Annotated in this window: 22 protein-coding genes and 1 other annotated feature; of the genes, 1 reads left to right on the top strand and 21 read right to left on the bottom strand. The window is 51.1% G+C overall.

Annotated elements, in window-relative coordinates; all coding sequences use genetic code 11:
- Positions 1-6 precede the first annotated feature (6 nt).
- The 5 genes from pheA to T458_RS33905 are packed head-to-tail and all read right to left on the bottom strand — an operon-like array spanning position 7 to position 4675.
- Positions 7-870 (bottom strand): prephenate dehydratase, encoded by an 864-nt coding sequence (pheA, locus tag T458_RS0128360; protein WP_031305406.1) that lies wholly within the window; start codon positions 868-870, stop codon positions 7-9.
- A gap of 37 nt (positions 871-907) precedes the next feature.
- On the bottom strand, positions 908-1831 hold the full coding sequence (gene thrB / locus T458_RS33890; protein WP_023554960.1) for a homoserine kinase: 924 nt from the start codon (positions 1829-1831) through the stop codon (positions 908-910).
- Positions 1828-2910, bottom strand: coding sequence for a threonine synthase (gene thrC / locus T458_RS33895; protein ID WP_023554961.1), 1083 nt, complete (start codon positions 2908-2910; stop codon positions 1828-1830). The genes thrB and thrC overlap by 4 nt, the downstream gene beginning before the upstream one ends.
- Positions 2907-4211, bottom strand: coding sequence for a homoserine dehydrogenase (locus T458_RS33900; RefSeq protein ID WP_023554962.1), 1305 nt, complete (start codon positions 4209-4211; stop codon positions 2907-2909). Before T458_RS33900 ends, thrC begins: the two co-directional genes overlap by 4 nt.
- Before the next feature lie 20 nt (positions 4212-4231).
- Positions 4232-4675 carry an ACT domain-containing protein gene (locus T458_RS33905; protein WP_023554963.1) on the bottom strand — a complete coding sequence of 148 codons (444 nt, stop codon included), beginning with the start codon at positions 4673-4675 and terminating at the stop codon, positions 4232-4234.
- A 186-nt stretch (positions 4676-4861) separates the two neighbouring features.
- Between T458_RS33905 and T458_RS57110 the strand changes: the two genes are divergently transcribed.
- Positions 4862-5014, top strand: coding sequence for a hypothetical protein (locus tag T458_RS57110; RefSeq protein WP_023554964.1), 153 nt, complete (start codon positions 4862-4864; stop codon positions 5012-5014).
- Between the two features lie 50 nt (positions 5015-5064).
- On the opposite strand, the gene T458_RS33910 is transcribed toward T458_RS57110, so the two are convergent.
- From T458_RS33910 to minC, 16 genes are all read right to left on the bottom strand, one after another.
- The gene (locus tag T458_RS33910; protein ID WP_023554965.1) at positions 5065-6243 is read right to left on the bottom strand and encodes an NAD(P)/FAD-dependent oxidoreductase; all 1179 of its coding nucleotides are present in this window, start codon (positions 6241-6243) and stop codon (positions 5065-5067) included.
- A gap of 35 nt (positions 6244-6278) precedes the next feature.
- A complete protein-coding gene (locus tag T458_RS33915) occupies positions 6279-6725 on the bottom strand; it encodes a helical membrane plugin domain-containing protein (protein WP_023554966.1) in 447 nt (148 codons plus the stop codon).
- 163 nt (positions 6726-6888) lie between these two features.
- Positions 6889-7554, bottom strand: a complete 666-nt coding sequence (locus T458_RS33920) for a PilZ domain-containing protein (RefSeq protein WP_023554967.1) — start codon at positions 7552-7554, stop codon at positions 6889-6891.
- Between the two features lie 8 nt (positions 7555-7562).
- The gene (gene obgE, locus T458_RS33925; RefSeq protein ID WP_023554968.1) at positions 7563-8840 is read right to left on the bottom strand and encodes a GTPase ObgE; all 1278 of its coding nucleotides are present in this window, start codon (positions 8838-8840) and stop codon (positions 7563-7565) included.
- A 13-nt stretch (positions 8841-8853) separates the two neighbouring features.
- Positions 8854-9438: a Spo0B C-terminal domain-containing protein gene (locus tag T458_RS33930; RefSeq protein ID WP_031305408.1), complete on the bottom strand. Its 585-nt coding sequence runs from the start codon at positions 9436-9438 to the stop codon at positions 8854-8856.
- 113 nt (positions 9439-9551) lie between these two features.
- Positions 9552-9851, bottom strand: coding sequence for a 50S ribosomal protein L27 (rpmA, locus tag T458_RS33935; RefSeq protein ID WP_023554970.1), 300 nt, complete (start codon positions 9849-9851; stop codon positions 9552-9554).
- 1 nt (position 9852) lies between these two features.
- Positions 9853-10206 carry a ribosomal-processing cysteine protease Prp gene (locus tag T458_RS33940; RefSeq protein WP_023554971.1) on the bottom strand — a complete coding sequence of 118 codons (354 nt, stop codon included), beginning with the start codon at positions 10204-10206 and terminating at the stop codon, positions 9853-9855.
- Between the two features lie 12 nt (positions 10207-10218).
- Positions 10219-10530: a 50S ribosomal protein L21 gene (gene rplU, locus T458_RS33945; RefSeq protein WP_023554972.1), complete on the bottom strand. Its 312-nt coding sequence runs from the start codon at positions 10528-10530 to the stop codon at positions 10219-10221.
- A 10-nt stretch (positions 10531-10540) separates the two neighbouring features.
- Positions 10541-10618: a sequence feature (ribosomal protein L21 leader region), on the bottom strand.
- Positions 10619-10670: 52 nt separating this feature from the next.
- Positions 10671-12113, bottom strand: coding sequence for an Rne/Rng family ribonuclease (locus T458_RS33950; RefSeq protein ID WP_252989777.1), 1443 nt, complete (start codon positions 12111-12113; stop codon positions 10671-10673).
- A 191-nt stretch (positions 12114-12304) separates the two neighbouring features.
- Complete coding sequence (locus T458_RS33955; RefSeq protein ID WP_023554974.1) at positions 12305-13144, bottom strand: M50 family metallopeptidase; 840 nt, start codon at positions 13142-13144, stop codon at positions 12305-12307.
- A complete protein-coding gene (locus tag T458_RS33960) occupies positions 13137-13919 on the bottom strand; it encodes a M23 family metallopeptidase (protein ID WP_252989778.1) in 783 nt (260 codons plus the stop codon). The genes T458_RS33955 and T458_RS33960 overlap by 8 nt, the downstream gene beginning before the upstream one ends.
- Before the next feature lie 158 nt (positions 13920-14077).
- Positions 14078-15820 (bottom strand): methyl-accepting chemotaxis protein, encoded by a 1743-nt coding sequence (locus T458_RS33965; RefSeq protein ID WP_023554976.1) that lies wholly within the window; start codon positions 15818-15820, stop codon positions 14078-14080.
- A gap of 160 nt (positions 15821-15980) precedes the next feature.
- Positions 15981-16181, bottom strand: coding sequence for a cold-shock protein (locus T458_RS33970; protein WP_023554977.1), 201 nt, complete (start codon positions 16179-16181; stop codon positions 15981-15983).
- A 234-nt stretch (positions 16182-16415) separates the two neighbouring features.
- Positions 16416-17546: a rod shape-determining protein RodA gene (gene rodA, locus T458_RS33975; protein ID WP_023554978.1), complete on the bottom strand. Its 1131-nt coding sequence runs from the start codon at positions 17544-17546 to the stop codon at positions 16416-16418.
- A gap of 177 nt (positions 17547-17723) precedes the next feature.
- Positions 17724-18518: a septum site-determining protein MinD gene (gene minD / locus T458_RS33980; RefSeq protein ID WP_031305410.1), complete on the bottom strand. Its 795-nt coding sequence runs from the start codon at positions 18516-18518 to the stop codon at positions 17724-17726.
- A 26-nt stretch (positions 18519-18544) separates the two neighbouring features.
- On the bottom strand, positions 18545-19240 hold the full coding sequence (minC, locus tag T458_RS33985) for a septum site-determining protein MinC (protein WP_084567964.1): 696 nt from the start codon (positions 19238-19240) through the stop codon (positions 18545-18547).
- Positions 19241-19244: the final 4 nt, after the last annotated feature.

The raw sequence follows: 19244 nt of genomic DNA on the forward strand, positions 1-19244 counted from the left end.
CAACCCCTAGGAGTTGGTTTTCGGCATATAGAATGGATATGTCCCCAACTGCCTTACCTGGCAGCCGATCGCCTCGATTTCCGCAAAAGCGCCTGGGAGCAGAACTTCATCCATTTTCTGTTCAATATCAATTACAAAATAATAGCTGCCCAATGCTTTTTTCGTCGGACGCGACTCAATCCTCGAAAGGTTGATCTTTCGCCAAGCAAACGCCGCCAACACCTGGTAGAGCGCTCCCGGAAAATCTTCTGGGAGATTGACCAGAATCGTCGTCTTCTCCCGGTCGGAGGAGGGCATGTCCAATGGCTCGCGGCCCACCAGCACAAAGCGCGTGAAGTTGTTGGAAAAGTCCTGAATCTGCTCACGGGCGAATTCCAGCGGATAGATCTCCACGTTTAGTCCGGTCCCAACAGCGGCCCACGGTTCTTCTGGATGCTCGCTTACCATTTGTGCGGCCAATGCTGTGCTGTTTGTGTACTCAATCGCGGCTTGCGGCAGGTGCTCCCGCAAGAAGTTGTGACTTTGGGCAATTGCCTGTGGATGGGACAAGACCCGAGTAATCGCAGACAGCGGGAGCGGTTGATCCCTTTTTGCCACGAGAAGATTTTGGGTGATCGGCAAGGCCAGCTCTCCCATGATTGGCAGGTCAACTTCATGAATCAACCAGTCCAATGTCATATTGACGCTACCTTCAATCGAGTTTTCCATTGGGACGACACCGTAGTCCGCTTGACCACGATGTACTGCGTTTAAAATTTCGATAATATTCGGGTACGGAACGAGCGAAAACGGCTGCTCCCTTGCAAAAGATCGTGCTGCTTGCTCCGTAAAAGTTCCATGCGGTCCGAGAAAGGCAAGTTTCTTCTCCATGACGTTCTCCTATCCAGTTCGGCTTGAAGCTATCTCTCTATTGAACTTCTACCTGTACGCCATGTTCGTCTGGTTGCAACACCATTGTCTGATACGAAATGCCGTGCCCTCTCATCACCTGATCCACAAACGACTTCAACCGCTCACATTCCGAATCCGAAGCTGTCAAGCAAAGAATCGTCGGCCCTGCTCCACTCAGGGCAGCGCCTACTGCGCCGTTATCTGTCGCTGCGGCCAGGATCTCTTCGAGGCCAGGAACAAGCGGTGCGCGGTACGGCTGATGCAGCCGATCCCCCATCGCTTGACCCAACAGGTCCAGCCTGCCTTGCGCCAATGCGGCCACAAGCAAGCTGCTATGACCAACATTATATATGACATCTTGCTTGCTGTACACCTGCGGCAGTGCGTTGCGCGCTTTTTCGGTAGACAAGGCATAATCCGGAATGACAACCAATGCCCTCATTGCTGCAGGCGGTGCCAGGCAAATGTAGGGAATCGGCTGATCTTCCTTCTCCGGCATCGTAGCGACGATGATCCCGCCAAAGAAGGACGGCCCCACATTGTCGGGGTGTCCTTCCTTTTTTACTGCCATGGCAAAAAGCTGGTCTCGGGTAAACGGTTCTCCAGCCAAGTGATTGGCCGCTACCAATGCCCCTACGATCGCGGCTGCACTGCTGCCCAGACCGCGCGTCAAAGGTGCTTCGCTGGAGGCGCGGATATGCAGCTCAGGAACAGCCAAGCCAGCCTGTTGGAACAGCTCGGCCGCGATGACATAGAGCAGGTTGCTTTTGTCTGTGGGGGTGCCTTGCAGTTCCTTGCCGATGAGCTCGATTGTGGTTTGCTCGCTCACTTGCATCTCGACTACTGAATACAATTGCAATGCCATTCCGAGGGTGTCAAATCCAGGGCCAAGATTGGCTGTGCTGGACGGAACGGTCACGCGTACACGCTTGCTGCTCATGACGACACTTCTTTCTCTTGCTGACGCACCAGATTCATGACAGCTTCATGTGTTGCCGGTACGGTGCGCGGTTCGGAGCCGACCAGCTTCAGGGCGATATTCGGGTCTTTCAAGCCGTTTCCGGTCAGCACGCATGCGATTTTGGCCCCTGCTGGCAGCTTGCCCGCCTTGTGCAGTTTGATAACCCCGGCCAATGATGCAGCAGAAGCAGGCTCGCAGAATACCCCTTCACTTTTCGCCAACAATTGATAGGCTTCCAGAATTTCCTCGTCCGTTACACTGTCGACGAGTCCATTGGATTCGCTGATGGCATTCAGAGCGCCGTCCTTGCTTGCAGGGTTGCCGATGCGGATCGCAGTCGCGATCGTCTCCGGATTCGGTACGGGCTCTCCGTGAACCAGCGGAGCCGCTCCCGCCGCCTGGAAGCCGTACATATGAGGCCGGCTTTGGGCTTTACCTGCAGCGTGATACTCTTTGAACCCTTTCCAGTAAGCCGTGATATTTCCGGCGTTGCCCACCGGAATCGCCAAGATGTCTGGAGCATCCCCGAGAGCATCTACGATTTCAAATGCAGCTGTCTTTTGTCCTTCGATACGGTACGGATTGACCGAGTTGACCAAGGTAATCGGTTCTTTTGCTGTAATTTCGCGCACGATGTTCAGGGCTTCATCAAAATTGCCGTCGATCGCAATGACTTCAGCGCCGTAAGCAATCGCCTGCGCCAGCTTGCCCAATGCAATGTTGCCGCTCGGGATCAAGACAATGCAGCGCAATCCGCAGCGTGCGGCATATGCGGCAGCAGCAGCAGAAGTGTTTCCGGTAGACGCACACATGATTGTCGTGCTGCCTTCCTCCACCGCTTTGGCTACTGCCATGACCATGCCGCGGTCTTTGAATGAACCGGTCGGGTTCAAGCCTTCGTATTTGACGTACAGTTCCACACCCAATTGTTTGGATAGATTGGCTGCGTGAATGAGCGGCGTAGTACCCTCATGCAAGCTTACTAACGGTGTTTTTTCGGTGACCGGGAGAAATTCCCGGTAGCGGGCGATGATGCCGGATTGACGATCTGTACTCATTGTTGGTCTCCACCTTCCACACGGTAGCAGCTTTTTACTTCCGTAATAATCTCCATTTCCTCCATATCCACAATGACATTGCTCATGTCGCTCTTGGAGGAGAGATGGGTAATCATGATGATCTCTGCTTGCGCGCCGTTGTTGTACGGCTGTTGGATGACTTGCTCCAGCGAAATGTTTTTGTCCGCCAGCATCTGGGTAATTTTCGCCAGCACGCCGCGCTTGTCAGCTACGACGATGCGCAAGAAGTATTTGGACAGCTTCTGGCTGTCGTCTTTCAGAATTTTCTCTTTGTATGGAGCGACCATGCCGCGGCCGTTGACGCCCATTTTCATATTTTTCACGACAGTCACCAGATCGGATACGACTGCGGTAGCGGTTGGCATCTCACCTGCGCCTGGACCGTAGAACATGGTCTCTCCGACGGCTTCCCCGTGCACGTAAACGGCATTGAACACTCCATTGACAGAAGCGAGTGGATGAGACTTCGGCACCATAGTCGGCTGCACGCTTACCTCTACCGCTTCGCCATCGCGGCGGGCCAGTCCCAGAAGCTTTACTTCGTAGCCCAATTGCTTGCCGTAGGCGATATCTTCCCGGCTTACCGCACTAATTCCTTTGACATCGACATCTTCCAGCTTCATCGGTACACGGAAGCCGAGCGTTGCCAGAATCGCCATTTTGCGAGCGGCATCGAATCCTTCCACGTCAGAGGTCGGGTCCGCCTCCGCATAGCCCAGTGCTTGCGCTTCTTTCAGCACCTCTGCGTAATCCGCGCCTTCCTGGCTCATTTTGGTCAAAATGTAGTTCGTTGTTCCGTTGACGATCCCCATCATCTTGGTGATGCGGTCAGATGAGAAGCCCTCGACCAGAGCACGCAGGATTGGTATACCGCCTGCCACGCTCGCTTCGTAGAAGACGTCACAGCCTTCTTCCTGCGCCTTGTTCAAAATCTCTGCGCCGTGCAGCGCCATCAGGTCCTTGTTGGCAGTCACGACGTGCTTGCCGCGCTCCAGGGCCCCCAGGATGTACTCTTTTGCTGGCGAGATGCCGCCAATCACTTCAACAATCACATCTATGTCTGGATCTTCCAGCAATTCAGCCGGATCGGTTGTCAGCTTGTTTTCCATGGAACGGATGTGGCGAGCTTTTTCTGCGTCCTGCACCAGCACCTTTTTGATCTCGATGCCAAGCCCTGTCTGTTTTTGCAAATCCTCCTGATGTGCCGAGATGATGCGCACGACACCAGTCCCTACTGTTCCGAAGCCCATCAATCCTACTTTTACAACCTGCTTCTCCATCTCTCTTCCTCCCATCCATTCTACCCTCTACCGACGATCATCGCCTTGCGCACGCCGGGTATTAATTGCAGACCATCCAAAAACTCCGTACTTGATACACGCAAATGCGCCATATCAACCGACATCGAGACATTGGCGATCCCTTGCAAAGGAATCGTCTGATTGATCGAAAGCACATTCCCGCCCTGATCCGCTACATACGTCAGGACTCTGGACAAATAGCCTGACAAGTGATCCAGCGAAAAGGTAATCGTCATGATCTTTTCGCTCATCATGGCATTAAAGGGAAAAATGCCGTCCTTGTACTTGTAAAAGGCGCTTCTGCTGAGTCCTACGCGTTCTACCGCGTCGTTGACCGTGTCCACTTCGCCGGATTCCAGCATTTTTTTCGCTTCAATGGTTTTGGCGATTGACTCCGGCAGAATGTCAGATCGTATCAGATAGAATTTTTCTTCCCGTTTCACTCGATGTGTCCTCCTGAGAAAAACAGTTGTTTCTTCATAGAGGACATTATAACGGATCGTTCTCCGCCTGACAATCCTTGTCGACGTTTTTTTCATAATTGGGCTATCTTGTTCAGTTCGCGTTTACATGAGTAGATGGTTCTTCGCGCAGAATAGAAAGCGAGTAATGCGAGGAGGTGATCATGAATGGCTGGAAGAGGAAAGACGGATAAATCGGAGCGACGCAACAATCATCCCGCTGCCAAGCCGAGTCATCTGGACCAGTTCGGGGATGAAATGAAAGGGAAAAAAATGGCCCAATCTCCACATGTAATCGAGGATCCAAGCGGCAATGGCTAGTCAAATGGAAAAAACCCGGGAGACCGTTTCCCGGGTTTTGTGTTTCCAGATTAATAAGCGATTGAAAACAGGCCATTGATGTGTGCCAGGTAGCGCACGTTGCTGGCTTCTTTCATAAAGGAGGCAGGAGCACCTTTCAGCTTGATTTGGCTCGCTCCGATGGTGCCGATCGCATCCTTGCGTCCCAGACTTCCCAGCGTACCAGAGAAAACTGGTGTGAAGACTTGCATCTTTGATCCTTTGAAGGAAGCGAAGAGATTGTGTCCGACCACTTCTCCCATTTGCCATGCCAATTGGGCAGTTGGAGGATATGGACGTCCTTCTGGTCCCATAACCACGGCGCTGTCCCCTGCAAGGAATACTTCTGGGTGGGATGTGGATTGCAAGAATTCATTTACCGTAGCGCGCCCGCGATTTACTTCCAGACCGCTGTTGGCTACGACGCTGTTTCCTTGAACTCCGCCTGTCCATACCATTGTTTTCGTTTCAATGCTGCTGCCGTCCTTCAAAAGGACAGTTGTTTCTTTCATCTCGGTAACAGCCACGCCTGTCAGGAATTGAACCCCGCGTTTTTCCAGACTTGTTTTCGCGCGTTCTACCAGCTCTGGAGCAAATCCGGCTAGAATAGAAGGACCCGCTTCTACGCAGTAGAGGCTGATGTCGCTGTAATCTACGCCGTTTTTCTCGCAAAGACCTGGCAGCATGTCCGCGAATTCTCCGACAAGCTCGATCCCTGTCAGACCGCCGCCGCCGACAACAAAGGTCGCGTCTGCTTTGTTCTTGCTTTGGCTGTATGCCGCGATGCGTTCTTCTACATGTGCACGCAGCTTGTTGGCTTCATCCACAGATTTGAGTGTAAAGCTGTATTCCTGCAGACCTGGAATACCGAAAAATGCCGTTTCACTGCCCAAAGCCACGACAAGCGCATCGTATTTCAACGTCTCGCCGCTAGCTAATGTTACGCGTTTGGAATCCAGACCGATGTTTTCTACGGTATCGATCATCAGGTTGACATCTTTGCCGCGCAGCAATTTTTCCAGTGGCAGGGCGACAGCCTTTTCAGCCAGGTTGCCTGCTGCCAAACGGTGCAATTCCGTGATGATTTGGTGGGATGGAAAACGGTTTACTACAGTGATCTCAGCTTCCTCTGCCGTCATATATTTACGGGCAGTCAATGCGCTGAGCAACCCGCCGTAACCGCCGCCTAGAATAACTATATGCTTCGCCATTGCTCAATCCTCCGTCCGTCTCTTCAATCTAAGTACTACTTCTGTTGTTGCTGGCGTTCCGCCGTTACTTCCAAGAATGCTTGGGCAAAACGCAAAGCCTTCTGCACTTGCGGGTCCTTGAGCATTTTCAAAAGCCCGAACAGCCCAACGGTTGTCGAGGTCTCGGCCTGCGAACGATCGCTTGCTTCAATCGCTGCCTGGGCAATCCCTTTCGCCTTGTCTTGAATGGGCTTCACGAACTCCTCCATGCCACCCTTCAAATCGTTGATCAGAACGTGGTCATTGGCAACCGTTTGCACCAAATCATAGGTTTTCGTCAGAACCGTCGTCATCTCGGCCAATTTCGGCAGATTTTCTACCAAAACGTTCAAGGACTGTTGAATTTCCGGTTTCATCAGTTGATCCAGTACATCAGGTTGTTGGGAAGCTACTGCAGAAGTGCTCGCCACCTCTTCAGCGGCTTGTTGAGTAGTTTGTGACATAGGAAAACGTCCTCCTTTGCATTGGAATAGAGGCCTTAGCGCGCTTCTTTTGTAATTTTTTTCACAAAGTACCGGAAAAAAAACGAGCAGGCACGATTCAGTACTCTCTACACCTATACTATATACCTTATTCACTATAACTTCAAAGGTAAAAACCGCTTCGTCAAGAAGAAGCGGTTTCTTGCAGCATTTTATAGTATTTCTTGATCCATTCATGATTTTGCTTGCTAATATCTGTAAATATCAGCTCGATCAGCGCTTTCGAGTCCTCAAAGTTTTTTTCCACCACTTTTCCCATTCCTACAATTTCCTGCTTGAAATGCGGAATTGAAAAAGATAAATTGACGAAATCGCCTTTGGCTACATATCCATCTGTCCCGATCACCAGACGGGTCGGAGAAAATTTCAACAGGACACCCTCTCCTCTTTCCTCGCTGGGCCTTGCCCCCATCACTTTGTAAGGAACCTGGATGATAAAATCGGGCGCTATGGGTTCTTGGCGTCCTCTGAGCGCAATCTCGACACTGACACTTAAGGGGATTAGGCCAAGCAGCTTAATCGGCCATACGGTTTGTTCCTGCACAACCTCCATCTCTACTGTGTGAACACTGGCATCATTCTCCCAGCGTACACGTACGTGAGAGCCCAAGATCTGCAGATTTTCCGTGGTATTCGCTTCATAGCTGACGACGAGATAGCCTGCTTTGGCATGCTCGACGATGATCGGTATCGGAGCTTGCCCCTGCTTGGAGATCTGCATCTGCAACATACCGCCGCGTTGAAGCTTGCTATCGTTCAGAAAAGGTTGGAGGGTAGGAATATCTGCCATGGTCTAGGTCACTCCACAAAATCAAACTCTAGTTTCCCGATGCGGACCGTATCCCCATCTTTTGCTCCGTGCTTGCGCAATGCGTCATCCACACCCATGCTGCGCATCATCTTTGCGAAGCGCTGAGCTGCGTCGTAGCTGTTCAGGTTGGTCATGCGCACAAGCTTTTCAATCTTGTCGCCACTGACAACAAAAATTTCGTTTTCACGATGAATCTCAAAGGCATCCGGCTCTTTCTCAGCACGGAACACCACACGCTCTTCGACTTCCGCGACTTCTTCCACGGCCAATTTTTCCGGCAGCGTTGCCAGCATCTCGCCGATCGCGTACATCAACTCCTGCAAACCTTGTCTCGTCGCAGCAGATATTTCGTACACCTGGATGTCAGGAAGCTTTTCCTTGAAGCGTTGCAGATTCTCCTGCGCTTCCGGAACGTCCATTTTATTGGCGACGACGATTTGCGGGCGATCTTCCAGCTTGAGATTGTACAGCTTCAGTTCACGATTGATCTGCAGATAATCTTCGTACGGATCACGTCCATCCACGCCAGCCATATCGATCACATGCACAATCAGCCTGGTCCGCTCGACATGGCGCAAAAATTGATGTCCGAGCCCCACTCCTTCGTGAGCCCCTTCAATCAGGCCTGGAAGATCAGCCATGACAAAGCTTTGCTCGCCCAGTTCCACGACGCCCAGGTTCGGGGACAAGGTCGTAAAATGATAGGCGGCAATCTTCGGTCTTGCCCCTGTGACGCTGGAGAGCAGGGTTGATTTCCCGACACTCGGATAGCCGACCAAACCGACATCCGCAATCAGCTTCAACTCCATCGTGATATACCGTTCCTGGCCGGGCTCCCCATTCTCCGAGATGTGCGGCGCCGGGTTGGACGGATTGGCAAAGCGCATATTCCCGCGCCCGCCGCGACCACCTTTGGCGATGACAGCACGCTGACCGTGTTCGACCAGATCCGCAATGACTTCTTTCGTATCATCGTCAATCACCGTTGTTCCTGGAGGGACGCGCACCACCATGTCCTCCGCTCCAGCGCCGTGCTGCCCCTTATTGCGGCCGTGTTCGCCGCGCGGGGCCTTGAAGTGCCTTTGATAGCGAAAATCAACCAGCGTACGCAGACCCTCGTCTACGACAAACACGACATCTGCGCCGCGTCCGCCATCTCCACCCGCAGGACCGCCAAGCGGGACGTATTTTTCGCGTCGGAAGGAAACAGCTCCGTTGCCGCCGTCTCCTCCTTTTACATAAATCTTGACTTGATCGACAAACATGGTGTCACCTCTTTCATTTCGAGAATGGAACGATCAATTCCAAGATCCACTCTTCCTTCGTATGTATCCATTCGGTGACTTCCACCGTACGTTGTTTGCTATTATGTACCCGTTTTTCCAGTTCGTCCAAACCTTCAGCAGTCAATTCTCCGGCCAAGTCAAAGCGAAAATGGACGCCACGCTCACCTGAAAACAGCGTGACCTGCATGCTTGCCGGCTCATAACCATCCGTGCTGACATGATCGTTCGCTGTGCATAGGATGTCCGACACGAAAGAAAACAAGTCCTGCTCGTCCAAGACAAGGCACGAAAGGTCGACCTGATCGCACACGTCTACCTCTAACAGCATTTCCTTGTTCAACGCGTTGAATGTCAAGAAAAAAACGGACAAAAGCGAGTTGTTGAGCCGAGCGATCAGGCTTTCCTGCATCGCGATTTCCGCGATTCGCTTCAGATGTGCTTCTCCCTGGTCCGTACGGTTCAAATGCAAATAGCCGAGCAGAACCTGTACATGGTTCAACCAGTCGTGTCGCTGCCTATTTAAAATTGTCAGCAGTTCGTCAGTCTGATGCGTGATCAGTCGCCTGTCGTGACTCATTCCCATTCACCCAAGTCAATAATGTATTTGTTTTGTACTCCTTATTGTACCACAAAATGGCTTGAGGCAAAAAGAAAACCCAGCAGCGAGGCTGGGTTTTTCTTCGTATCCAATTACGCTTGGGATGCTACTGGTTCGATCACAACTTGCTTGCGATCGCGGCCCAGACGTTTGAAGCGAACAACACCGTCTGCTACTGCAAACAGAGTGTCGTCTCCACCCTTCATCACGTTTTCACCTGGGTAAATTTTCGTACCGCGTTGGCGAACGAGGATGTTACCCGCTTTCACGAATTGTCCATCGCCACGTTTTACGCCGAGGCGCTTCGCGATGGAATCGCGACCGTTCTTGGTGGAACCTACCCCTTTTTTCGATGCGAAAAACTGCAGGTCTACAGGAAAACGAAAGTTCATGTCAGACACCTCCTTGCCATTTTGGATCTTGAATTGAGACATATTTTCCGTTTGTTTCAGCGATCATGAACAAAGAGATGACCAAGCTCTCAGCCAAAAGCTGCTGCTTCTCGCTGATGAGCGGATCGGGGCAATCTCCCACCTTCCAGTGGATGTACCCGCCCTCCCGTTCTGCAAACTGAACATTCGGATTTGAGCCGAGCAACAGATCTGCGGAATTAATCGTTCCCAGACTGACTGCGGATACAGCGGCACAGACGATGTCCGAGCCGTGCTTTCCCGCGTGGGCATGTCCGGAAATGGTAATTTCCTCGATCCCGTTACGCTCGTTTCGCTTTACAGTTACGGTAACCATCTAGTCTACCAATTAAGCGTTGATCTTTTCGATCACAACTTTGGTGAACGGTTGACGATGACCTTGCTTGCGACGATAGTTCTTTTTGGCTTTGTATTTGAACACGATGATTTTGCGTGCTTTACCGTGCTTTTCTACTTTGCCTGTAACAGTTGCTCCTGCTACTGTAGGAGTACCTGCTGTTACTTTACCGTCTTTGTTTACGAAGAGAACTTTGTCAAAAGTAACTGCTTCTCCTTCGTTGCCAGCCAGTTTCTCGATGAAGAGAACGGAGCCCTCTTCTACTTTGTATTGCTTTCCACCGGTTTCGATAATTGCGTACACTGTGTGCACCTCCTATACTCAGACTCGCCTGTACAGGTGCGCCGCGAACGACGTCTTGTCTACCTGCTTCGTGCGGTTACAGTATGCACAAGACATATCTGTATGACAACCAATAGGTTACCATATCTGCGCTCACCCAGTCAAGTTATTTGTGTCTGCCGGGTATAAAGACGCTTCGCTTCCTGCTCGCTGCCCAGGTACAATATGCGGTACTCATCCGCCAGCAGGGCAGGCCGATGAAGCTTGTACACTCGAGCAGGCCATGCAAGCTCAGCCTCCTCGATCTGATGAAAGAGACGGGTAGGCAGCTCGACCAGCACCGCCTCTGCTTCCTGCACCTTTGAGAGCGACGCAACCTCGCTGTACAGACGGGAAGCAACCTCCTGTGGGGACAGCAACAGCCCCTGTCCTCTGCAAGCGCTGCAGGGAATGAAGAGTCTTTCGGTCAGACTGGGGCGAACCCGTTTTCGGGTCATCTCGACCAGTCCCAAGGCCGTCATGCCCAGGACGGTGGCAGGGACCGGGTCTTTCGCAAGTTCGCGCTTTAGAGCAGTCAGTACCCGTTCTTTATTGGCTTGTTCCTTCATATCGATGAAATCTATGACGATGATGCCGCCGATCTCGCGCAGCCGAAGCTGGACCGCGATTTGTGCCGCAGCCTCCAGATTGGTCTGGGTGACAGCCTGTTCGCGCTGCTGCCCTCCCTTGCCCGTGAAAGCACCTGTATTCACGTCGATGACCGTCATCGCTTCTGTTTTGTCAAAAATCAAAAAGCCGCCGCTGGGCAGCTTGACCTGACGCTGCACGGCCTGCTGCAACTGCACTTCGATCCCCAGGCGGGCAAACAAAGGCTCTTTTTCCCGATACCAGGTAAGGCCAGACAGCCCTTCCGGCGCAACCATCTCAAGCGTTTCCTTGACCTTCTGATAGACAGCTCCGTCTTCTACCCAGATCTTCGCGACATCTGCCGAAACCAACTCGCGCAACGTCGCCTCCAGCCAATCTGTCGCAAGGCTGACTCGCCCTACCCCAGTCTTTTGCGAAACCTGTTCACGAATCTCCTGCCAGCGTCGACGTAAAAATTCGAGTTCCGCAAGCAGTCTTTGTTCATCTGCTTCAAAGGCTTCTGTCCGTACAATAACGCCTTCATCTTCTGCCAGCAAAGGGACAAGCAGTTCCTGCAAACGCTCGCGCTTATGGGGATCAGCCATTTTTCTGGACATAGAAATGCCCTTTTCATAAGGCAACAGGACGAGGTACCTTCCTTGCAGGCTGAGCTTTGTCGTCACTTTGGGTGCTTTGAGTTCACTGCCCTCCTTGATCACCTGCACGAGCAGTTTCTCTCCCTCGCGCACCCGTTCGCGAATTGTGGTTTTGCGAGCCGGAAGCTGGGAGGGCTCTCGAACATCGTCTACATACAAATAGGCGTTTCGGTCCATCCCGATCTGGACAAACGCGGACTGAATCGCAGGCAGGACATCCGCAACCTGTCCGACGAAGATTTCACCCACTGCCACCTCGGTCTGTTCGCCTTCTGAGCGCCATTCCACCAGACGCTCATTCTCCAGCAATGCCACACTCATACGTTTGCCGCTCCCGCTTATCGCTACCTGCCGCACAGCCGTCACTCCCGCTTTCCTTCCGTTCTTCAAGTGTCCAGACAGGAAATCCGGACTTACTAGGAAGTAATCCTATCATAGGCTTGGGGAAATGAAAAGAAGACAGCAACGTCAGGCAATGCGAGATTGCAGGCTATGGAATGGTCTTGTGGCCGCTAGAGGACGAGTTCTCTCACGGCCGTATCATGCTTTTGCTCAAACAACAAGGCCCGCAGGAGCTGATCCTCTGCCAGCAGACCGGCACCCTGCACATAGATCAAGTGGGAGGCTCCTCTGCGCAGCTTCTGCGAGGCCTGCAGCACAGTCTCGTCCGGTCTGATCTGGATCGCCTGGACGTTGTATTCCACGGGCTGTCGCACGTATTTTTCCATGAGAAAGCGGAAGAACTGATAAGGAAAGCGCAAGTAAGCCTGGATGTTGATTGCAAGCAAATAGCTGCCGATCACCAGCAGGTTGATTTTCAAGTCAAACAACGACAAGCCGAGCATCGTCCCCGCAAACAAGGTGCTTCCCAGCAAGCAAAGCAAGGCCGCCTGACGGTACGGCAATAGGTAGCAGAGCAGTCCCAAAAGAATTCGACCACCGTCGAGGGGCCAGATCGGAAGCAGATTGAATCCCGCAATGGCAGCATTGCTCATCAGAAAAAATCTTGCCCATTCTTCTGTCCAGATTCCTCCAAGCCAGAATACATAAGAGAGTCCCATCATGACGACATTCATAAACGGTCCCGCCAATGCGATGACGATTTCGTCCAGTGGATCTGTCGCGTAGGAATCCTCCATCGTCGCGACGCCGCCAAAGGGGAGCAGCTGCACCTCTGTTACCTTCCAGCCCAATTCCTTTGCCATGGCAACATGTCCGAATTCATGGATCAAGACGATGACGAACAAGGTGCAAACCTCCAAAAAACGGCCAGCCGCCACAGAAAGACCGATTACCACCCAAAACAAGAGATGTATGCGAAAACGAAACCCAAACCAGCCCCCTTTATTCAAAGGGGATCACATCCAGTGGATTGACGAATTCCTCGTTCACGGACATTCCCAGATACAAATGGCGTGAGGTTTGATTGACCGCTCGGGCCGTCCCGACCACCTGCCCGGGTTGCAAGACCTCGTCTTTGCTTACCATCACTCCATCCAGATTCCCGAACCAAACCTCACGCCCCTTTGTCAGGCGAACGACTACCGTAGTGCCGTATCCCGGTTTTTCTCCGATAAACGTCACCCAGCCCATCTCTCCAATCTTGACTTGATCCGAAAACCCGGTTGTCAAAACGACTTTGGCACTCTCTGGGTTATACGATTTCGCGACCTTCCAATGGGAAGGCAGCTTCCAGACCTGGGCTTCTCCTTCTGTGCTGGCCGGAACGACCTGTGGAGTCGAGAGAGGGGGCAAGAAGGTTGGTATCGTACCGATATTCGCTTCATACCAGTCCGACACTCCCGCAAAATTAAAATCGCGCGTCATCACTTCACGCGCAGAATCCTTCCACGAAGCCGGAATGAGAGCGGTCTGAAACACCAGATAGGCCATTCCCACCAACAAAAGGGAGGCAAAGATCTGAATCCCCCACTTTTCATTGACGGTTTTGGGCTCGTAGCCGCGCTCATCCCGCGATGAAAACGAGAATAACTCTTCATGGGGATCAATGGGGTCCTTCCAATCATCCACAAAAGGTGTATAGCTGTCCCGGGACTGCTGAAGTCGAATCCTCTCCACCCTCTCCCGTCTCCGCTCTTTTATACGCTCACCATCAAACACGTCCATCCCCTCCGTAGACCAGCCATTTCTACCATCCTATGACTTGTCTACCCGCTTTATACTCGTCCGTGCGTCCCTTGACACGAAGGGCATACTCGGCAGGCGGGACAAAAAAGGAGCGGCCTGTCCGTACATGACAAGCCGCTCCTCGCTGAAACTGGGAATCAGAACCTGAACTTCTGGGTCAGCTTCTGCATTTCATCCGACAGATTTGCCAAATGAGCAGATAATCCGCTTACCTCCTCCATCGAAGCAAGCTGTTCTTCAGCCGCTGACGCGATGTTTTGCGAATGGAGGGAAGATTGTTTCGAAATAGCCGATACATTTTCTACGCTTGCGGTAACTTCCTGCATGCTCGCCGAGATCTGTTGAGACACGCTAGCCAACTCTTCAATCTGCTGCGAGATTTGAGTGGTCAGCGAAAGAATGCCGTCAAATCTTTTCTCGGTTTCGTTTGCCACTTCAATACCAGACACCACTTCTTCTTTCACCTTGCTCATGGTGAGGATGGTCTGATCCATATCTTTCTGAATTTCCTCAATCAACAAGGCAATCTGACTCGTAGACTGGCTTGATTGATCAGCCAGTTTTCTGACCTCTTCCGCTACTACAGAAAAGCCTCGTCCATGCTCACCAGCCCTCGCAGCTTCAATCGCAGCGTTCAAAGCCAACAGATTGGTTTGAGCCGAGATGTCCGAGATGGCATGCAACATCTCTTCGATTTGCTGCGTGCGTTTGTTCAAAAGTTTAATCACAGCATCCGACTGATGGACGGAGTCTCGAATCGAATTCATCTGCTCCACGGTTTTTTGTACCGCTTGACCGCCCAAATTTGCCGTATCCATGGTCTCTTCAGAGGAATTCGCTATTGTGGAGGAACTTTCCGCAATCCGCTGCATTCCGATGGAAATTTCCCCGAGGGAAGCAGACGCTTTTTGTAGTGCATCTTGTTGTTCCTCTGCACCATTGGCTGATTCCTGAATGTCGCTTGCAATTTGTTCCGAAGCTTTGCTGGTCTGTTCGGAGCTGGCTGTCAATTCATTGGAGGAAACTGCAACTTTGTCTGCGGACGCATGCATTTCTTTTATCAAATGCCGCATGTTTTGGATCATATGGTTGAAATCTTTTGCCAATTTTCCAACCTCGTCTTTTGATCGGATAGAAACCTCGTCTATCGTCAGGTCACCCTCTGCCACTGCATTTAGCTTTTCGGCAATATGGATGATCGGTCCTGTAAAGCGTTTGGAGAAAAGCGCTGCGATCACGGAACCGACAATGAGCGCGATCAACGTGATAATCATCACAATGTTCAACATTTCTTTGGCCCCGCTGTTAAATTCGGAAAGATACGCTCCTGCACCGATCGTCCATCCCCAATGAGGTGCCTTCTCTACGTAATTTACTTTCATCTCCAAGGAATCGGACTTGGCAGCTTTCCACATATAAGTCAAATACCCGCCGCCGTTTGCGCCGATCGTTACAATCTCATGTCCGATCATGACCCCGTCTTCTGTTTTGACCTCTGTCAGATCCGTACCTTCGTTGGCAGGGTTCATGACAGAAATTTGATCCTGATTGACAGCCCAGAGGTAGCCTGTTTCACCAACTGTATAATCCTCATTGATCGGACGTTTATTGTCGGCTTCTTTCACTCCCAACAATTCTACCCGAACCCTTTCCTGCGCCTCCTCCAGTGTCATGTTGCCGGCTTCTACCTGTTCATTCATTACGTTGATCAAGGCGATGGCCATCTTCACACTATGCTTCAATTGCTCTTTCCCTGCTTGATCCAGTTTGCTGGTTGAAACCTCATACGTCGTTATTCCGATAAAAGTGGTTGGAATAAGAAGAATGAGAAGACATAAGATGATCAATTTGGTTCTCATTGATCTCAGCTGAAATTTCATTGCTGTGTTCACCCTTTGTGTATAATATTTTAATTGTTATGTACCCAATTCGTTTTTATGGAAAACATAAAGTTACACTTTTGCATCAATAAAATTTCCTGGCACAACAAAAAAGACAGTCTCCCTGAAGAGAGACTGTCTGTTGGATTTGCCGAAGTTTTTACAGTTTGATTACGTTAGCAGCTTGTGGTCCACGGCTTCCTTGAACGATTTCGAACTCAACCTTTTGGCCTTCGTCCAGCGATTTGAAACCTTCTGTTTGGATCGCGCTGTAGTGTACGAATACGTCATCTCCGCCATCAACTTGGATGAAACCGTATCCTTTTTCTGCGTTAAACCATTTCACGATACCTTGTTGCATGAAACAAAACCTCCCTAAACATTGCGCCCCACGAGGCGAAGAAGTGTAGCGTTAACCCTTTTTTACTCCTGAAGCCTATTGCGGTAAGGAAAAAAGCCGTGCAAAGTTGAGATTTGACATGGTGACGTCTCTCAACAAGGCACGACTCCATAACCAAGCCATCAAATCACTGCAACTTGTAAAAATGGTTAACTTAGGTTGAGTTTATCACAACGTTTTCGGTTTGTCACGCATTTAGTCGAAGCGCAACTTGTCCTTGCGCATGCCGATATTCAGCACAACTCCGATGATTAAAAAGTTGGTGACGAGCGAACTTCCCCCATAGCTGATGAAGGGCAGCGGAATCCCGGTGATCGGCATTAATTGGATATTCATCCCGATATTCTCAAAGACCTGGAAGGTAAGCATCCCTACCACTCCGGCGACCACGTATGAACCAAACGGGTCTTTTGCCTCCATCGCGATGCGAACCATCCGATAAATCAGGAAGAAGAACAAAATCATCAAAAAGCCAGCTCCGACGAAGCCCATTTTTTCAGCAATAACGGTAAAGATGAAGTCGCTTTCCCCGACAGGAACCCAACCAAAGCTCGCTTGGGTAGGCGTATCGATTCCTTTCCCAAACAATTGGCCGGAGCCGATCGCGATCAGGGACTGCTTCAATTGAAAACCGCGACCCATCGGCTCCAGGTCGGGATTGAGCCAGAATACGACACGGTCCCACTGGTACGGTTTGATGATTTTGAAGAACAGATCCCGCTTATACTCATACAACAAGGTCATTCCCGCAAACAGGCCTCCGACCATCCCCCCTACATAAAGCACGTGGAGCAGGCGAATCCCTCCGACGATCAGCATCGTCGCGAGCATGCCGGTATAGACCAGAGCCGTTCCGAGATCCGGCTGAATGAGAATCAGGAGCAACGGCACAGCTACCAGCAAAGCGATCGGAATCAGCTTGTAAAAATAACGGTACCGATGGGGATCCTCCGCCCGTTTTGCCATATACCTGGCGACCATCAGGATCGTAAACAGCTTCATCGGCTCTGAGGGTTGAAACAATATCGGCCCCAGGTTGTACCAGCTATGTGTGTTATTGATCGCAGGAGCTTTCAAAACCCCGAGCAACAATATGATTCCAAGCCCGTACAAAACGTAGGAGAGATTGGAATAGATCCGGTAGTCAAAAAGAAGGGTTCCTCCCAAGACGATAAAGCCGATCACATACCATAAAACCTGCTGGTTCGCCTTTTCAACCCCTGCCGCAGAACCGGCAATTCCTACATAACTAAAAGCGCCAAGGGCGACCATTATGATCACAATCGCCCAGTCGATGTTTTTTAGATGTCGTCTTTCCAGGTCCATTTCTTTCCTCCTAGACCAAATGGCTTCAACCGTCCAATGGAAAACACGGCCTTTTCGCCCTAGTCCAGTAGCGAAAACCCGCGTTCGCGAAAAAGTCATTCAAAAAGTAGAACGGAGCCCAGTATTTCGGCAGGAAAGAAATAGGAAAGAACAGGAATGCTCCTGTTCCGTTCTACCCTATTTCAGTCCAAAGAATTTGCGCATTTTTTGAAACACGCCCTTTTTTTCTTCCAAGGGCAGAAGCGGTACCGCTTCCCCCAGTAATCTGCGGGCGATATTGCGGTACGCGATCGAAGCCCGTGATTCGTGATTCATCACGGCTGGCTCGCCCTGATTCGCCGATTTAATGACATGATCATCATCGGGTACAACGCCCACCAAGTCAATGGCTAACAAATCCAGAATATCCTCTACATCCAGCATTTCACCATTTTTGACCATATGGGAACGCACCCGGTTGATAACCAGCTTCGGCATGCCAACCTTTTCTCTCTCCAACAAGCCAATAATTCGATCCGCATCGCGGACTGCAGCTTTTTCTGGTGTTGTGACCACGATGGCTTGATCAGCCCCTGCCACGGCGTTGCGGAAGCCTTGCTCAATGCCTGCAGGGCAATCGATGACGACGTAGTCGAACTCGCGCTTCAACTGCGTAATGATTTCTTCCATTTGTTCAGGTGTAATCGCATTTTTGTCTTTGGTCTGCGCTGCCGGCAAAAGGCTTAGGTTTTCAAAACGCTTATCTTTGATCAAAGCCTGCTGCAAACGGCAGGCGCCTTCTGCGACATCCACCAGGTCGTAGATAATCCGGTTTTCCAACCCCATCACCACGTCGAGGTTGCGTAGCCCAATATCCGTATCGACCATACATACTTTTTGTCCCATCAAGGCAAGCGCTGTGCCCAAATTGGCGGAAGTGGTTGTCTTTCCCACGCCGCCTTTCCCTGAAGTTACGACAATTCCGATCCCCACATCCGTTCCCCCTATTCCATCAACCCTCATGCTTTTGTCTCTCCCAGCTCAGGGCGAATCCGTGACAGATAGTTCATCTTGGCGACGAGCATCGTCTCATTTTCCAGATAGGCAAATTCGGTCCCGCCAGAATTCTGGGTCCATTCGTCTCCCGGTTTGCTAACCACCTCAGCGATTCGCAATTGGGTCGGACTCATCACGGCAGCCGCAATAATGGCTTCGGTATCTCCCGAAATGCCTGCATGGGCATAGCCCCGCAAATGGCCCAATACGTAAATGTTCCCGGTGCTGCGAATCGTACCACCCGGATTGACATCTCCCAAAAGCAGAATATCTCCGTCTGATTCCAGCACCTGCCCAGAACGAATCGTATGCACCTGCACATGAAACTGAGACTTTAGACGCTCGGCGAAAGCCTCTTCCTTGGTAATGACATCGGCTTCAACCAGGTGAATCACCAGATTGCCCTTTTGCCGGATAATCTTTGTCAATTCCTCTTGCTGCTCCGGTGTGCAGTATCGCTTGCCTAGCTTGATCGATACCCGTATCAACGGACCAGATAAAATTTGTTGGTGGCTATGCTCTATTTTTTCACGCAAATCGGCCAACAGTTCATCGAAGGAACAAGTATCGTCCATAAAGAAGACAAGACCTTCTTTTGTTCCTTTGATGGTGACCTTGCTCTTCACAGTCGTCACCGGTTTCACCTCGACCGATACCATTCGC

The sequence above is a fragment of the Brevibacillus panacihumi W25 genome (assembly GCF_000503775.1).
GTDB lineage: Bacteria > Bacillota > Bacilli > Brevibacillales > Brevibacillaceae > Brevibacillus > Brevibacillus panacihumi_A.